This is a genomic window from Martinezella rhizogenes, from assembly GCF_000799715.1.
Lineage (GTDB): Bacteria > Pseudomonadota > Alphaproteobacteria > Rhizobiales > Rhizobiaceae > Rhizobium > Rhizobium rhizogenes_C.
In genome coordinates, this window is the sequence record NZ_JUHG01000014.1 from 73584 (window position 1) to 89200 (window position 15617).

General features: G+C 62.7%; 19 protein-coding genes. 8 read left to right on the forward strand and 11 right to left on the reverse strand.

Features of this window, described 5'->3' with window-relative positions:
* Positions 1-11 precede the first annotated feature (11 nt).
* Positions 12-302: a hypothetical protein gene (locus tag EX00_RS17800; protein ID WP_047460664.1), complete on the forward strand. Its 291-nt coding sequence runs from the start codon at positions 12-14 to the stop codon at positions 300-302.
* A gap of 21 nt (positions 303-323) precedes the next feature.
* Here the strand turns inward: EX00_RS17800 and EX00_RS17805 are convergent, their stop codons facing one another.
* The 6 genes from EX00_RS17805 to EX00_RS17830 all read right to left on the reverse strand — a co-directional run bounded on the left by EX00_RS17805 (position 324) and on the right by EX00_RS17830 (position 5659).
* Positions 324-1052 (reverse strand): SDR family NAD(P)-dependent oxidoreductase, encoded by a 729-nt coding sequence (locus tag EX00_RS17805; RefSeq protein ID WP_047460667.1) that lies wholly within the window; start codon positions 1050-1052, stop codon positions 324-326.
* On the reverse strand, positions 1049-2170 hold the full coding sequence (locus tag EX00_RS17810; protein WP_047460669.1) for an alkene reductase: 1122 nt from the start codon (positions 2168-2170) through the stop codon (positions 1049-1051). The genes EX00_RS17805 and EX00_RS17810 overlap by 4 nt, the downstream gene beginning before the upstream one ends.
* 205 nt (positions 2171-2375) lie before the next feature.
* Positions 2376-3182, reverse strand: coding sequence for an alpha/beta fold hydrolase (locus EX00_RS17815; RefSeq protein WP_047460672.1), 807 nt, complete (start codon positions 3180-3182; stop codon positions 2376-2378).
* A 116-nt stretch (positions 3183-3298) separates the two neighbouring features.
* Entirely contained in the window at positions 3299-4171 is an 873-nt protein-coding gene (locus tag EX00_RS17820; RefSeq protein ID WP_047460675.1) for an NmrA family NAD(P)-binding protein, read from the reverse strand.
* A 101-nt stretch (positions 4172-4272) separates the two neighbouring features.
* Positions 4273-5151, reverse strand: a complete 879-nt coding sequence (locus tag EX00_RS17825; RefSeq protein WP_047460678.1) for an AraC family transcriptional regulator — start codon at positions 5149-5151, stop codon at positions 4273-4275.
* A gap of 76 nt (positions 5152-5227) precedes the next feature.
* Entirely contained in the window at positions 5228-5659 is a 432-nt protein-coding gene (locus EX00_RS17830) for a MarR family winged helix-turn-helix transcriptional regulator (protein ID WP_047460681.1), read from the reverse strand.
* Positions 5660-5755: 96 nt separating this feature from the next.
* Here EX00_RS17830 and EX00_RS17835 point away from each other — a divergent pair, with 96 nt between their 5' ends.
* Positions 5756-6079, forward strand: a complete 324-nt coding sequence (locus tag EX00_RS17835; RefSeq protein WP_047460682.1) for an antibiotic biosynthesis monooxygenase — start codon at positions 5756-5758, stop codon at positions 6077-6079.
* On the opposite strand, the gene EX00_RS17840 is transcribed toward EX00_RS17835, so the two are convergent.
* Positions 6039-6635, reverse strand: a complete 597-nt coding sequence (locus EX00_RS17840) for a TetR/AcrR family transcriptional regulator (RefSeq protein ID WP_047460685.1) — start codon at positions 6633-6635, stop codon at positions 6039-6041. The two genes, EX00_RS17835 and EX00_RS17840, sit on opposite strands and share 41 nt — an antisense overlap.
* 72 nt (positions 6636-6707) lie before the next feature.
* Here EX00_RS17840 and EX00_RS17845 point away from each other — a divergent pair, with 72 nt between their 5' ends.
* Both EX00_RS17845 and EX00_RS17850 read left to right on the forward strand, forming a co-directional pair.
* Positions 6708-7619: an alpha/beta hydrolase family protein gene (locus tag EX00_RS17845; RefSeq protein WP_047460688.1), complete on the forward strand. Its 912-nt coding sequence runs from the start codon at positions 6708-6710 to the stop codon at positions 7617-7619.
* A 20-nt stretch (positions 7620-7639) separates the two neighbouring features.
* On the forward strand, positions 7640-8293 hold the full coding sequence (locus EX00_RS17850; RefSeq protein WP_047460691.1) for a glutathione S-transferase family protein: 654 nt from the start codon (positions 7640-7642) through the stop codon (positions 8291-8293).
* On the opposite strand, the gene EX00_RS17855 is transcribed toward EX00_RS17850, so the two are convergent.
* Entirely contained in the window at positions 8290-9180 is an 891-nt protein-coding gene (locus tag EX00_RS17855; RefSeq protein WP_047461819.1) for a LysR family transcriptional regulator, read from the reverse strand. The two genes, EX00_RS17850 and EX00_RS17855, sit on opposite strands and share 4 nt — an antisense overlap.
* 98 nt (positions 9181-9278) lie before the next feature.
* On the opposite strand from EX00_RS17855, the gene EX00_RS17860 reads away from it, so the two are divergent.
* A complete protein-coding gene (locus EX00_RS17860) occupies positions 9279-10028 on the forward strand; it encodes a sulfite exporter TauE/SafE family protein (protein ID WP_047460692.1) in 750 nt (249 codons plus the stop codon).
* Positions 10029-10048: 20 nt separating this feature from the next.
* Here EX00_RS17860 and EX00_RS17865 read toward each other — a convergent pair whose 3' ends face one another.
* The gene (locus tag EX00_RS17865; protein ID WP_155294087.1) at positions 10049-11344 is read right to left on the reverse strand and encodes an MFS transporter; all 1296 of its coding nucleotides are present in this window, start codon (positions 11342-11344) and stop codon (positions 10049-10051) included.
* A gap of 95 nt (positions 11345-11439) precedes the next feature.
* On the opposite strand from EX00_RS17865, the gene EX00_RS17870 reads away from it, so the two are divergent.
* On the forward strand, positions 11440-11898 hold the full coding sequence (locus EX00_RS17870) for a winged helix-turn-helix transcriptional regulator (protein WP_047460693.1): 459 nt from the start codon (positions 11440-11442) through the stop codon (positions 11896-11898).
* A gap of 30 nt (positions 11899-11928) precedes the next feature.
* On the opposite strand, the gene EX00_RS17875 is transcribed toward EX00_RS17870, so the two are convergent.
* The gene (locus EX00_RS17875) at positions 11929-12831 is read right to left on the reverse strand and encodes a LysR family transcriptional regulator (RefSeq protein ID WP_047460694.1); all 903 of its coding nucleotides are present in this window, start codon (positions 12829-12831) and stop codon (positions 11929-11931) included.
* Between the two features lie 148 nt (positions 12832-12979).
* On the opposite strand from EX00_RS17875, the gene EX00_RS17880 reads away from it, so the two are divergent.
* Complete coding sequence (locus tag EX00_RS17880; protein ID WP_047460697.1) at positions 12980-13840, forward strand: polysaccharide deacetylase family protein; 861 nt, start codon at positions 12980-12982, stop codon at positions 13838-13840.
* Between the two features lie 46 nt (positions 13841-13886).
* Here EX00_RS17880 and EX00_RS17885 read toward each other — a convergent pair whose 3' ends face one another.
* Positions 13887-14261, reverse strand: a complete 375-nt coding sequence (locus tag EX00_RS17885; protein WP_052210793.1) for an ArsR/SmtB family transcription factor — start codon at positions 14259-14261, stop codon at positions 13887-13889.
* A gap of 107 nt (positions 14262-14368) precedes the next feature.
* On the opposite strand from EX00_RS17885, the gene EX00_RS17890 reads away from it, so the two are divergent.
* Positions 14369-15598 (forward strand): MFS transporter, encoded by a 1230-nt coding sequence (locus EX00_RS17890; protein WP_080761278.1) that lies wholly within the window; start codon positions 14369-14371, stop codon positions 15596-15598.
* Positions 15599-15617: the final 19 nt, after the last annotated feature.

The window sequence follows — 15617 nt, forward strand, 5'->3', positions numbered from 1 at the left end:
GAGCTTCTCCGATGCAGACCAACGATTTCTTCAAGGATCTCTACAATGATCGCTGGGGTGATCCCGCCAACCCGAATGCGGTGGAGCCGCATCTTCCTGGCGATAAGGCTCGCGGCGGCTCACAGGGCATTTTCGGCCGCCTTGCGCGCCGCTTCCGCCGTCGCCGAAAGCGCCCGTCCGCGTGGTCTTTCACCATCTCGAGCGAATCGCCCGACACGGAGAACGGTGCCCATCGCAGCCGATGCGATATCATGCAGCCGAAGTTCCTCAACCTCGCGAAAGCCCTTTCGCGAAATTGCTAGGATCTGGGCTGATTGCCGACCTCAGAAGTTTTCCTTGTAGGGGCGCAGGTCGATTTCCTGGGTCCAGGCGGAGGGGTGCTGGCGGTGGATATGCCAGTAGGTCTCGGCGATGGCGTCGATGTTGAGCAGGCTGTCGGTCTGTACCTCTGGTCGCCTCAACCGCAATCTGTCGCCGTCGATGCCGCCATCGATGATGGTATGGGCGACATGCAGGCCGAGCGGTCCGAATTCCCGCGCCATGCTCTGGCTGATCATGCGCAAGCCTGCCTTGGCGGCGGCGAACTGCGCATAGCCTGCCTTGCCGCGCAAGCTGGCCGAAGCGCCGGTGAAGATCACTGTGCCACGTCCGAGGGGAGCGAGATGGCGGGCGGCCTCACGCCCGACGAGGAAACCGCCGAAGCAGCAGATGCGCCAGAATTCCTCGAACTCGGCGGCGGTGACGTCGCGAAAGCCGATGGGGCGGTTGATGCCGGCGTTGAAGACGATGAAGTCGGGCGGGTCGATCTCATTCCGCGGCGCAAACGCATGATCAAACAGCCGCGTCACGGCCGCTTCGTCGGTCGCATCGGTCTCTATCGCTTCGGCGCTGCCGCCGGAGGCATTGATGCCGTCGGCGACCTTGGCGATCTTGTCCAGGGTCCGGCCGGCGATGAAGACATGGTAGCCCTTGTCGGCCAGTAGCCGGCATAGCGCCGCGCCAAGCCCTTGTTCCGCTCCCACTCCGACGATGATGGCGCTTGGCGTGCTCATTCCGCTGCCTCCCTGGCGTCGAGTGTCGGATAGTCCGTATAGCCCTCGGTGCCGCCGCCGTAGAAGGTCGGGCGATGATAGGGGGTAAGAGGAGCACCTCGTCGAATGCGCTCCGGCAGATCCGGATTGGCGATGAACAGGCGGCCGAAGGCAATGGCGTCGGCATGACCCGCGGCAAGCGCTGCCTCGGCAGTCTCGGGCTTGAAATTGCCGGCGGCGATCAGCGTTCCCGACCAGGCCGGACGGAAGAGTTCGGCGGCCGACGGCACGTTTTTGTGGTCGACTTCGGCCTGGCCGGCGCCGCTGGCGCGCGGCTCGATCAAGTGTAGATAGGCGAGATGCAGCCGGTCGAGCTCGCGGATGACATGGCCGTAGAGCCTGAGCGGATCGTCCTCGCCGCTATCATTGGCAATGCCGAAGGGCGAGAGGCGGACGCCGACGCGATTGGAACCCCAGACCTTGGAAACTGCCTCGACCACATCGAGCAGCAGTCGCGTGCGGTTCTCGATCGAGCCACCATATTGGTCGGTGCGCTGGTTCGAGCGGGCCTGCAGGAATTGTTCGATCAGATAGCCGTTGGCGCCGTGGATTTCGACGCCATCGAAGCCGGCCTGCTTCGCATTGGCCGCCGCCTGGGCGTAGACGTCGATCAACAGCGGCATCAGGTCGATATCGATCGCCTGCGGTGTCTCGAAGGGCACGCGCTCGAACGAGGCCGTGAAGGCCTGACCGGATGCGGCGATCGCCGAGGGTGCGATAGGTAGCGTCCCGCCGGGCTGGTGCGACGAATGAGAGATGCGGCCGACATGCCAGAGTTGCAGGAAGATCCGGCCGCCCTTGGCGTGAACCGCGTCGGTCACGGCCTTCCAGCCGACGATCTGCTCTAGCGTATGGATACCCGGCGTTGCCGGCATGCCCTGTCCGCTCGGCGAGATCTGCGAGCCCTCGGAAATGATCAGCCCGCCCTCGGACGCGCGTTGCGCGTAATATTCGACGTTCATCGGGGAGGGGACGTTGCCCGGCTGGCTCGCCCGCATGCGCGTCAACGGCGCCATGACGACGCGATGCGCCAGTTCGTAAGGACCGACGGACAAGGGCGAAAATAAAATGGCTGTCATGCAAATCACCTACCTGGAGCGAATTTTGCTCGCCGGGGCGGAAGGGCCGGTCACCGGCGAATCGGTCTCGGGAGTGTTGGAATAAGATGATGGTCATCATTTATTCCAACAATCAGACGTGCGCAACCAAATCCCGTTCAGGCCTGATGCGCAGAGTTGCATTTCCTGAAGTCGGCATGCGCGGAAACTTCGAGCTTCCCGGCCGCTACGCCGTAATCTTGCGGAGAAAAGCCAGCATCGCGCCATTGAATCGCGCCGGGCGCTGCAACGGCGCGAAATGGCTGACACCGGGCAGCAGGATCAGCTCGGCGCCGGGAATGCTGCGGGCGAGATGGTCGGCATGCTCGCGCTTGATGAATTCGTCATGCTCGCTGTGCACGATCGTGACGGGTACATCAATCTCGGCGAGATCGGCGACGGAGTAATTCGGCTGCGTCCGCTGCATCAAGCTGACCGCCTCGACAAAGGCATCGAACTGATCTGGCGTCGCCGACAGGGCGGCGTAATCCTTGACGTGCCGGGAAAAGCAGCGGTCGACGACCGGTGTAAGCACGAATTCATTCGTGCCGCTGGGGTCCATGTTGCACGCGAAAAACAAGACGCCGGCGATGCGCGCCGGATGGGTCCTGGCGAGGATCAGCCCGGTACACGCCCCATCGCTCCATCCGACGATAGCGGCTTTCCCGATATCGAGCCGGTCCATCACGGCAAGCACATCGGCCGCCATCAGTTCATACGTGTAAGGCCGCTCATCGCGCGTGCTGCGGCCATGGCCTCGGCTGTCGATGATCACCGCCTGATAGCCGGCCTCGATCAGCGCCGGCACCTGATGGCCCCAATTGCCGCCGTTTCCAAGGCCGCCATGCAGCAGGATCACCGGCTGGCCTTTCCCGTAGGCCGCATACCAGATGCGGACGCCATCATGCTCGACATGGCCTTGGATATCGGTGGCGGGCAGGGGGGCGGCACCGTCGGCCGAGAATATCTCGAGATTATCGTCGTGGAATTCCATGCTCATCTCTCCCCTGTGATGAGTGCCTCTCGGCATTAGCATAGCCGAAATCTAGGTCAGGCGATCTATCCGGGCAAGCCGACCCGGGCAGTTCGTCATGGCTCCGCTTGCTCCCATCACGGCGTTACAAACCGCCGCAATGCATCCGCCAATTCGCTTGTTCCGCGACGGATCTCGCCGACATCGCGCTCGGCATCAATTCGCCCGGCATTATGCGCCTCATAGAGTTCGGTGACGAGCCGGGCATAGCTCTCGGACAGGCCGCCCCGAGTCAGGATCGCTTCCCATTGCAATCGTGGCAGTTCCCGGGCGACGACCGGACGGGCAGCGAGCGCGCCAATGACGGTTGCCACGTCGTTTGGCGTGTATCGCCGCGGACCCTCGGCATGGACGATCCGCAGGTGCGCTCCATCATCTTCAAGAAGCAGATCGGCGGCAATCGTGCCGACGTCGAAGGCGGAGACCGTCGGGAAGAGTTTCGTCAGCGGATGATGAAAACTATGTAGCTGGCCGGTCTCGACCGCTACCCGCGTCACCCGCGCCCAATTCTCCATGTGCTCCGCCGACCGCAGGAAGATAGTGCGCGAGCGCAGTTCGCGTAGGCGCGTTTCCAAGGCGTTGAAGAGCAGCGTGATGCCGGTGCCCGACTTCACTTCCGCACCATAATCGGAGATGGCGAGCACCAATTCCGGATTTGCCCTGTCCAGAGCCTCGCCCATCGTCTCGATCAGCCGCAGCATCTCCGCATGCGCATCAACTGCCCTGCTATCGATAGGGCAGATGACCTGGACAGCGCGTGCGCCGTCGATTGCCTCGGTCAACGCGCCGGCATCGGCGATGTCAGCGATAGCGACCTTGCAGCCCAGATCGGCAAACTCCTGAGATTTTGAGCGATCGCGCAGGATCGCGCGGACCGGCGCGCCTTTATCGCGCAAGGCTACAATGGTCGTGCGGCCAATTTTCCCGGTAGCGCCCAATATAGCGAACATGTTTTTACCTCCTGGCTATCTTTTCAGAAGGCTTATCCGTCTGTGCGGTTCCCTTCGCGCAGGTTCGGATGACGAATTGCGGGATTGGATGAAAATCGAAATTACTGGCGCGTGCGGGCGATCATTCCGGGCGTGATGCCGAGGATGCGCCGCATCCAGTGCGCCATATGGCTCTGGTGGGCAAAACCCGTCTCCAGCGCAACTTGGCTCAACGGCATGTCTTCGGAGAGCAGCATCAATCTGGCGCGCTCCACCCGGCGCGTCAGCACATACTGGTGCATGGGCATGCCGAACGTGGCGCGAAACAACGGCTTCAGATGGGATAGGCTGAGCCCGGCGACCACAGCCAGATCGGTAAGCGACAGGGATTGATCGATATGGTCTTCGATGAAGTCCCCGAGACGCCGCCTTTGCAGAGCGCTGAGCGACCGCACCGTCGCGGGTTTCTCTCCACCCGATTGATTCCCGTTTTCCACCAGGCGGATCGCAAGCGCTAGTGCCAGCGTCTCGGCATAGAGCCTGTCGGAAGGTACGCTTGCCTCGAGTTCCGTCTTGATAGCCCAGGCGATCGACTCGATCCGGGCGTCGCGAAGCTGAAACTTCGGAGCGAGAGAAACGCTCTCCGGGTCGCGTCCCATTGCCGTGGCCGCGGCGCTGAGGAGCTCGGGTCCGATGCTCAATCGCAAAATGGTGCAATCGGCATCATCCTCCCACCACCCATCCAGCCCGGCAGGCACGACGTCGATATCGCCATGCTTCTGGATGCGGCGAGAGTGCCGGCCGTCACACTGGCAATGGGCGTTTACGGCGCGTCCGAAATGAACGCCGAGCCTATGTGATGTCAAACCGGGAACATAGGTGCGACCGGCGGGGATATGCAGCAGTTCCGCATCCAAGCCGGCCCAGCCAAGATGCCTGCTCGAAAGGAGGACGTTCGCCGCGCTGTTCTTCCGGAGGTTGGCGTTGCCGAATTGATCCATGAGTTCGCCCTTTCACGTAGGACGCTGTTGATGTGCTTCGATCATACATCTTTATTGGTTGGCTAGGAGATCAACGTCACAGCCTTTGCCGAAGCGCCGCAAGCACCTCAACGGTCCTGGCAATGTCCGCCGATTGAAAATTGGCGGCAAGCGCTCCGATCCAGTCGCGACGAAGCTGGTCGGCCGCCTCATAGGTGTCGTTGCCCTTGCCGGTCAGGATGACGAGCTGTGCTTTCTTGTGGTGCGGGTTGTCCCGGAATTCCACCAGATCGTCGCGGACGAGCTCGTTGACGATGCGCTGCACGCCTTGACGGGCAACGCCGGCCTCCTTGGCGATCTGCGCGACCGTGCGTCCGGTCCTTGGCCGGGCAATGGCGCCGAGCACCTGCCAGCGCGCGCTCGTCAGGCCGATCGGCCCGACGATTTTGTCGCCCCTCGCGAGAAGCCGCCCATTCAGGCGGAAGACTTCGAGGATCAGGCGGCCGAGTTCATCTGCATCTGCGAGCACGGGTCACTTTCTCTGATTGAGGAAATCAATGTTGACAACATATTGTCATTAATCGATGATCAGATCAATGTGAAATCGAACCTTGGAGTGAGAGGCATGAAGACGGAGTCTATTTTTCGCGTGGACAAGTTTGCGGTGCCGGCGCAATCGCGCGATGCTTTCATGGCCCGGCTACAGGTTACGCATAAGACGCTGGGGGCCGCGGACGGGTGCGTGCAGAACCTGGTTCTCGAACAGGTTTCCGGAGCAGGGGAATTCAATGTCGTCACCATCGTCGAGTGGCGCGACACCGCCGCCTATGAAAATGCCAGGCAGGCCGCGCAGCAAAGGCAGAAGGAGAACGGCTTCGATCCGCAGAGCTACTTCCGCGAAATGGGCATCAAGGCCGATCTTGGGAACTACGCGCCGATGCACGAATGAGACGGGCAGCGGCCTCGCCGGCTGCTTCCATATAGCTCGGATCGCGATGGAGCAGGACGACGGCGAAGGCGCCGTCAAGCAGCAGGATCACCTGGCGCGCGAGCTGTCGGGCCTCCTTCGCGGCTCCCTCTTCCTCGAAAACTGAACACAGCCAATCCTCGACGCGCTTCTTGTGCGCGCGGCCGGCCAGGATGGCCGGGTGTCCGGGCAGGTTGATCAGCTCGACGGAGGTGCGCAGGAAGCCGCAGCCCTTCCATTTGGGATGGCTTGCCGAACGCACGAGGTTGCGGAATATGCCTTCCACCTTGTCGGCCACGTTGCCCTTTGTCTCGGCGAACCAGCGCTGGAACAAGGCAAGGTTCGGCTGATCGCGAGTTTCGAGATAGGCGGCGATAAGGTCGTCCTTGCTGCGGAAATGATAGTAGAGCGTCCGCTTGGTGACGCCAGCTTTCGCCGCGATCGCATCGACGCTGACGGCCCTGATCCCCTCACTGTGGAAGAGCTTGCCGGCAGCCTCGATGATGCGCTCGCGCGTGGGAAGGATTATATCGCTCATGTCTCAGGTATACCGACCAGTGAATATACACAATGCGAACGCTCTTCTATCCTTGCAGGAATGAACGGCACAATGCTTCGCCCATCGACCGAGAACGGCCTTACCGTAGAGATCCCATGCCGGGATGGCGTGCGGCTGGGCGGTCATCTGTGGCGCGCGCCGGATACTGGTTCGCTCGGCAGCATCATCATCAATCCCGCCACTGGGGTTCTCGCACGCTATTATCATCGCTATGCCCGTTTCCTCGCGCGCCACGGCTTCGACGTTCTCACCTACGACTATCGCGGCATCGGCCTTTCGCGGCCCAAGCGCCTGCGTGGCTGCGGTTATCGCTGGCGGGAGTGGGGAGAGTGCGATTTCGACGCGGCGCTTCGTTTCATGCATGACCGCCGGCGCGAGGGGCCGCTGATGGTGGTCGGACACAGTGTCGGCGGCTTCCTGCCGGGGCTGGCCGAAAGTGCGCCGCTGATCGACCGAATGCTGACGGTCGGCGCGCAATATGCCTGGTGGGGCGATTACATGCCGCGCCGGCGGCTTGCCCTCTTCGTCAAATGGCATGTCGTCATGCCGGTCATCACCGCGCTTTGCGGTTACTTCCCCGGCCGCGGGCTCGGCTGGCTGGAGGATCTGCCGGCTGGTGTCGCCAATGAGTGGAGCTTTCGCAAGTCCCGTTTCGAGCGCAGCCATCCGCGTGGCGAGCGTCAGGCCGTCCTTTCGCACATGGCCGCGATGCGGGCGCCGATCCTTGCCGTCGCCGTCTCGGACGACGAGCTCGGCACGATACCCGCCGTCCAGCGCACGCTTGGCTATTACAGTGGTGCGCAGCGGTCGGCGGTGCTGCTACGGCCAGCCGATTACGGCCGCCAATCCATCGGCCATTTCAACCTGTTTCATGACAGCCACGCCGTCGGCTTCTGGATTGACACGCTCTCCTGGCTTCAGGATGGTCGCAATCCTTGGCCGGGGCATGATCTCGACTCATGAATCGGATTACAGGAGTATTCATGCATCGTCTCTATTACTCGCCGGGCGCCTGCTCGCTCGCCGTCCATATTGTGCTCGAGGAGATCGGTGAACCCTATGAGAAGGAGATCCGCTCTTCCCTTGCCAGCAAGGGTACGCTGACGCCCGAATATCTGGCAATCAACCCCAAGGGCCGCGTGCCAGCGCTTTCAGGCGTAAGCGGCGGAGCGGGTGGTGCACCGAACCTGTTGACCGAGGCGCCGGCTATCCTCCTGTTTCTGGCGCGTAGCCATCCAAAGGCTCGGCTTCTGCCCGCCGATCCAGCCGGCGAGGCGCGTTGCCTCGAATGGCTGAACTGGCTAGCGGTCGATCTGCACGGCGTCGCCTATGGGCAGCTCTGGCGGGCGCATCGCTTCGTAGACGATCCCGCGCTCTATCCCGCCGTCGTCGCCAAGGGGCGGGAGAATATCCGCGCCGGCTACGATCACATCGAGCGCATTCTCTCGGACGGGCGGCGCTGGGCCGTGCCGGGGCAGTTCACTGTCGCCGACGCCTATCTGCTGGTGTTCTGGCAGTGGGGCAAGCGGATCGAGCTCGACATGCGGGCGGGATGGCCGCATTGGGCGGCGCTGATGGAGAAGGTGCTTGCGCGCCCGTCCGTGCGGCGGGCGTTCGAACAGGAAGGCCTGTCCTAGCTGGCATCGGTCGACGCCAGATGCTCGAAAAGATCACGCGCGGGCGCCGTCAGTTCCTCTCCGGAGCGGATGCAGACCGATAGCCGTCTCATCGCCCAGTCATCGGCAAGGCGGATAGCCGCGATCTTCGTGGATCGGCCTCGGGATCGTGCCGCCGTCTCGGGCACGATCCCGAGGCCGACGCCGTCAGCCGCCATCTGGCAGATGCCCTCGAAGGTGCGCAGGCGCACCCGTGTCTTCAGCTTGACACCCATCCTCGCCGCCTGAGTGTCGATGTGGTCCTGCAACGCACCGCCCGAAAGCCCGACGAAATGCTGGTGCAGGATATCGGCAAAGGCGATCCGCTTCTTGTCCGCCAGCGCGTGATCGCGGGGCATGACCACCACCAGCCGGTCGATGGCGAAGGGGCGCAGCTCCAGACCGCTGGTGTCGACCGCATCCGAGAGAATGCCGATCTCCGCCAGCCCGGCGGTAACGGCCTTGGCGATCTCGATGCTTTGCCGCTCCTTGAGCTCGATATCGATCTGCGGATGCGCCTTCATCCAAGGGGCGAGCCGTTCGGGCAGGAATTCGGTGATTGTGGCGGTGTTGGCGGCAAGCCGGAGGGTGGCGCGTAGGCCGCTGGCATGCTCGCCGAGTTCGCCATGCATCTGCGCCATTTGCCGCTGGATCAGGCGGGCGTGATGTGCCAGTGCCTCGCCGGCCGGTGTTGGCCAGACGCCACGGCGGCCGCGCTCGAGCAGCTTGACTTCGCCGGTCGCTTCCATGTCGCGCAGGCGCTCGCTGGCGGCGGCCAGGGAAAGCCCGACATCGGCGGCGCCATGGGTGATGCTGCCGGCATCCACCACGGCGAGGAAAAGGCGAAGATCGATCAGGTCGAAGCGCATGCGGGTGAGCATAGCCGAGATCCAGCCTTCGGACCAGCCGAAGTCTGGCTGCGGATCATCCGCATTGCGCCTGGCGCAATATCCCCTATGTCAGCGGCATGATGGATCATTCGACATTGCTCGTCGTCGCGGTCGCCGCGACCTTCTTTGCCGCCGGCATCGTCAAGGGCGTCACCGGCATGGGATTGCCGACGGTCGCCATGGGCGTGCTCGGCGCGCTGATCTCGCCGCTTACCGCCGCCGGCCTGCTGATCGCACCATCCTTCGTGACCAATGTCTGGCAGCTCTTCGCTGGCCCGAAATTCGGCCCGCTTCTGCGCAGGCTGTGGCCGATGATGCTGGCGATTGTCGCCGGCACCGTGGCGGGCTCGTCGCTGCTGACCAGCGGCGACACCATGCTGACGACGGCAGCACTTGGTGCGGCGCTGGTGATCTATGCTGCCTATACGCTCGTCGCCCGCCAACTCCACGTACCAGCGCGGCTGGAGCCGTGGCTGTCGCCGGTCATCGGTCTTGTCACCGGTGCCGTCACCGGCGGCACTGGAGTTTTCGTTATCCCGGCCGTGCCCTATCTTCAGGCGCTTGGTCTGGAAAAGGACGATCTGGTGCAGGCGCTCGGCCTGTCCTTCACCATCTCCACGATTGCGCTCGCCGCCGGGCTTGCCTGGCGCGGCGCTTTCCAGCTCGACAATCTCGCGATGTCGGCGCTGGCGATTGTGCCGGCGCTTGCCGGCATGTGGACGGGGCAGATCGTTCGCAACCGCGTCAGCCCGGCGACATTTAGGCTATGGTTTCTGATCTGCCTGCTTCTTCTTGGCACCGAAATGCTCGCAAGGCCGTTTTTCTGAACGCGGCAATCGGCCCGATATTATGAAAGAGCCCGAGTGGCGTTTGCCGGCATGACCCGCAGAGTCAGTCCCCAGAAAACGAGGGCGACAGCGCTGATGCCGGCGCCAAGCAGGCAGACGCCAAGCCACCCGGCATAGGCATAGGCAAGCGTCGACATGGAGGAGCCGAACGCGCTGCCGATGGAATAGAAGACCATGTAGCCCGCCGTCAGCCGGCTCTGGGCGTCGGGCCGCACGCGATAGATCATCGCCTGGTTGGTCACATGTACGGCCTGAAGGCCAAAGTCGATGACGACAACGCCGACGACCAGCCAGAGGATCGAATGCGGGAGCAGGGAAATCGGCCCCCAGGCCAGCAGCATCAGCGCCAGCGAGATACCCGTGGTGCGCTGGCCCAATCCCCGATCCGTCCACCGTCCAGCCCTGGTCGCGCCCAAAGCTCCGGCCACACCGGCAAGCCCGAACAGGCCGATCGCCGTGTGCGACAGGGAGAAGGGCGGTGCGCTCAGCGGCAGGACGAGCGGTGTCAGCAGCGTCGTGATATTGGCGAAGATCAGCATGCAGATGATGCCGCGGATCAGCAGCGCCGGTTCGGAGACGAGCAATCCGAACAGCGAGCCGATCAGGCGCGGATAGGACATTGTCGCCGGGCGCGTTTCCTGACGGGGCAGGGCCTTCCAGAGCAGCGCGACGATGATAAGTGTCGCTAGCGCCGAAGCGAGATAAACCGTCCGCCAGCCAGAGAGATCGGTGAGCGTGCCGGCGACGGTGCGGGCAAGCAGAATGCCGAGGACGATACCGCTGGTGACGACCCCGACGATATGGCCGCGCTCGGCCGGCGGGGCGAGGCTCGCGGCATAGGCGACGAAGGCTTGCGTCACCACCGCCAGAAGCCCCATGACCGCCATTGCCACCAGCAACATGTTTCCACTGGAGGCGAAGCCGATGGCGACCAGTGCCGCGACGGAGAGCAGCGATTGCGCGATCACCAGCCGGCGCCGGTCGATGAGGTCACCGATCGGAACCAGCAGGATCAGCCCCAATCCATAGCCGATCTGGGTCGCCCCGACGATCAGTCCGGCATGGGCGCGCGACAGGCCGAGATCGTCGGCCATCACATCGAGCATCGGATGCGCGAAATAGGCATTGGCCACCGCCAGCCCGCTCGCCACCGCAAAGAGTAGCATCAGCGCGCGCGACAGCGGCGGTTCTTTGCGCGGCTCGCCATGGTCGGACGTCCTCTGTTCCGTCTCGACCGAGGCTATCTTCCTCTTGGCAAAATCGGTGCCCAACGCCACATCATCATCGGATCGCATTCCGTCTCCTCCATCGATTCGGTTTTATAATAAAACCATTTGATTGATAGTGGATCGGTTTTATAATGCAACCCTTATCTGTCGAGGGAAGACGCATGGTCGGGCGAAAAAGCCTTAGCGGAAATTATTGCCCGAGCGCGCGATCGCTGGATGTGATCGGCGACTGGTGGTCGCTGCTCATCGTCCGCGATGCCTTCGATGGGCTGACACGCTTTGGCGAATTTCAGAAGAGCCTCGGCATCGCCAAGAACATCCTGGCCCAGCGGCTGCGCACGCTCGTCGAGCGCGGCATTCTCGCATCGGTTCCGGCCGCCAATGGTGGCGCGCACCAAGAATATCACCTGACCGACATGGGCCGCGATCTGTTCCCGGTCATGGTGGCGCTGCGGCAATGGGGAGAGCGCTATCTGTTCGAGCCGGGCGAGCCGCATTCAAAGCTCGTTGAACGCGACACCGGCCGACCCATCCGCCTTGATGTCCGAACGGATGATGGCAACGCGATCACCGCCGACAAGGCGCTCATTCTCAAGGTGCCCGTCCCGGACGAGGATTGATCGGTCAAGCCGCCAGCCGACCTCCAGCTTCTATTGCTCGAGAGAATCCGCGAAAAGATGCTCGCTCATGAAGTCGACGAAGACCCTGAGCTTCGGAGAAGGATATCGGCTGGCGGGCCATAGAATCCGCATCGTACCGGCATGGACCACATAGTCGTCGAGCACCGTCTTTAGTTCTCCGGTCCGGAGTTGCCGGCGCACAAGCCAATGCGGCAGACAGGCGATGCCGACACCCTGTTCGGCCATCAGCAGCAGGGGTTCGATCGTATTGGCGGCCACCGCCGGTTGGAGGGGGATGTCCAGGTCCCGGCCGTCGCGCCGCAATGGCCATCGTTCGAACTTGCGGCTGGTTGCGAACCGATGCAGCAGGCAGGCGTGGCCTGTAAGATCTTCCGGCATCCGGGGAATGCCGCGCCGTGACAGATAATCCGGCGAGGCGACGAGCTTCAGGTGAAACTCCCGCAGCGAGCGGCTCATCAGCCGTGAATCCGACACCTCTCCCGCCCGAATAACGGCGTCGAAGCCGTCTTCGATCACGTCGACCAGATGGTCGCTGAATTCGAGGTCGAGCTGGACCTCGGGATAGGCGCGCATGAAGGCGTTGAGAGCAGGCACCGTCAGTGCATTGACGATGGGAAGGCTGATGCGGAGCCGGCCGCGGGGCGCCTCGCGGGTCTGCGCCAGCTCCAATTCCGCCAGCTCGATCTCGCCGAGGATGCGCCGGCATCGTTCCAGGAACATCGCGCCTTCCTCGGTCAGCGTGATGCTGCGCGTCGAGCGGTGGAAGAGGCGAACCCCAAGACGCTCCTCAAGGCGGGTGATCGCCTTGCCCACGGCTGACGATGACAGGCCGAGCTGCTGCCCGGCGATGGTGAAGCTCCTGGCATCGGCGGCGCGCACGAAGGCGCTCATCGTCCCGATATCATCCGTCATCCGCTCGTTCCGATATTGGAATTTTGTTCCGAAATAATCGGAACTTTAGCTCAATTGTTTGAAATCCCGCAAGCGTTCATCCTCCCGGTACGGAATGAGGAGCGAACCCGAAACATGACGCTCCTCCCGAACGAGACAGGAGTTTCAAATGGAAAATACGCTCTACGACTACTCCCCCATCGTCGACCGCCCGAAGATCGCCTGGCCGAACGGCGCGCGCGTGGCCTTCTATGTCGGCCTGAACGTCGAGCATTTCGAGCTCGGCAAGCCATCGACCAGCATCTGGCAGGGGACAGCCCATCTCCAGCCCGACCCGCTGAACCATGGATGGCGCGACTACGGCACACGGGTTGGCATCTGGCGGATGATCGAAAGTTTTGATCGGCACGGCATTCGCCCCTCCGTCCTGCTGAATTCCGACGTGGCGGTGCATTATCCTCATATCATCGAGGCGGGCAGGCGGCGCGATTGGGCCTGGCTCGCTCATGGCAAGACCAACTCGATGCTTCATGCCAACATGGCCCCGGACGAGGAGCGTCGTTTCCTGACCGATGTGATCGATACGATCGAGCGTGCCACGGGTCAACGCCCGAAAGGCTGGATGGGGCCCGGCCTCACCGAGACGTTCGAGACACCCAGAATCCTGAAAGATCTTGGCCTCTCCTATGTTCTGGACTGGACGGCCGATGATCAGCCCTTCGCGCTCAACGTGCCCGGCATGATCTCGGTGCCCTATTCGGTCGAGCTCAACGATCTCCTGCTGTTCGGCGCCAACGGCCTGACCGGCGAGCAATTCTACCAGACGGTCGTCGATCAGTTCGACCAGCTCTATGCCGACAGCGCCAGCTCCGGCCGCGTCATGGCGCTGGCACTTCACCCCTTCGTGGTTGGCCAGGCCTTCCGCGCGAAATATCTCGACAAGGCGCTCGCCTATATCGCCTCCCATCAAGGGGTATGGCTGACGACGAGCGACGAGATTGCCGCGCATTACGCCGGGAGCCGGGGCTAGGCCGGATGTCGCGTGATTGGGCCTGATCAGCTGGATTACTTGCCAATCAGGCAATCGGCGTCGAGGGTTCCCACGCCTTGACCAGAGCGATGAGGCCGGGAAAGCGGACATCGAGATCCTCGGTCCGCACCCGACTGCGCCGTTCCAGTCCATATTGCCTCTGGCGGATCAGGCCCGCTTCCCGCAGCGCCTTGAAATGGTGCGTCAGAGAGGATTTCGGCCGCTCGAAGCCGAACCAGCCGCAGGTGTGGTCATAGGCTTCCGATTCCAGAAGAAGCTTGCGGATGATGATCAGCCGCAGCGGATCGGCAAGCGCCCCCATCACGGCTTCAAGCCGCAGTTGCTCCACCGCCGGCTCGGGTAGTGGCGGCGGCAGATCGTCGGGCAATTGGATATCGACAAGGGCGGTAGACGTGGTCATGAAGGAGTGCATAGCACACCAGTACGGTTTTTGTCGAACTAATCTGTACGAGTTTTATCGAACTGTGCTAAGTACGATTTTATTCGTACTATTCGATGGAGCCTGTCATGACCTCTTCGCTTTCCGCCAATACCGCCGTCCAGCCGACTTGCCTTGTCGCCGATCCGCCGTGGCGCATGTGGGCTGCGGCCTGGATCGTCACCGCCGTCTTCATTCTCTCCAATGCGTCGACACCCCTCTATGTGCGCTGGCAGGCCGAGATCGGATTCTCGTCCGCAACGCTGACGATAATCTTCTCCGCCTATATTCTTGGGTTGTTACTGACGCTTCTGGTTGCCGGCCAGCTCTCAGACCGCTTTGGGCGCAGGCTTGTGCTCTTACCGGGCCTTATGGCAGCGATCCTTGCCTGCCTGCTGTTCCTCAGCGCTCATTCGGTCGCAATGCTGGTTGTTGCTCGCTTCCTCTCCGGTGTTGCTGTGGGTGTCGCCGTTTCGGCCGGTATGGCCTCTGTCGTGGATCTTGGCGGCCCGGAGCGCCGGCGGCAGGCGTCGCTGCTTGCTTCGGTGTCGATGGTGCTGGGAGCCGGTCTCGGCCCGCTGCTGGCAGGTAGCCTTGCTCTCGCACTGGAGTGGCCGATTGCGCCGATTTTCACGATCGAACTCATAATCCTCGCAAGCGCCACTCTGATGGCTATCCTTCTGCCGTTGAAGCGCGGTGCGAGTCATGCCGATCGCTCCTCGCGTCTGACGCTGCCCAATGTGCCGCGCATCAACCATCCGCATATCGCCTCGGGCATTGCCGTCTTCGGGCCGGGCATCACCGCGACCTCCTTTGTCCTTTCACTGGGGCCTTCATTGCTCTCCCGGCTTATTGGTGTCTCGAACCCGTTGATCGCGGGCGGCATGGCCTGCGCCATGTTCCTGGCGGCAACCGGCGTGCAGTTTCTTATCAGGGGTCGTTCCGTGCGGACGATCCTCCTTGCCGGAGCAGCCGCGACCGTCCTCTCCATGGCGGGGGTCGCGCTTGCTGTCATGACATCGAATATCGCCCTGTTGATCGTTGCTGCCCTGTTGGCGGGAAGCGGCCAGGGGCTCGGTCAACTCGGCGGCCTGACGCTCATCGGCCTGCATGTGCCGGCCGATCGTCGCGCCGAAGCCAATGCCGTGCTCAATATCGGCGGCTATATTCCGGCCGGCCTGATGCCGATCGCCACAGGTGTCGTCATCGACAGGGCGGGGCTATCGATTGGAGCGACCGGTTTTGCCGCCATGCTGGCAATCGCCGCGATCATGGGCGGATTTGTCGTGTCGAAGACCGCCGATCGACCGAAGTCCTGAAATGGCAGGGATCGGCAGG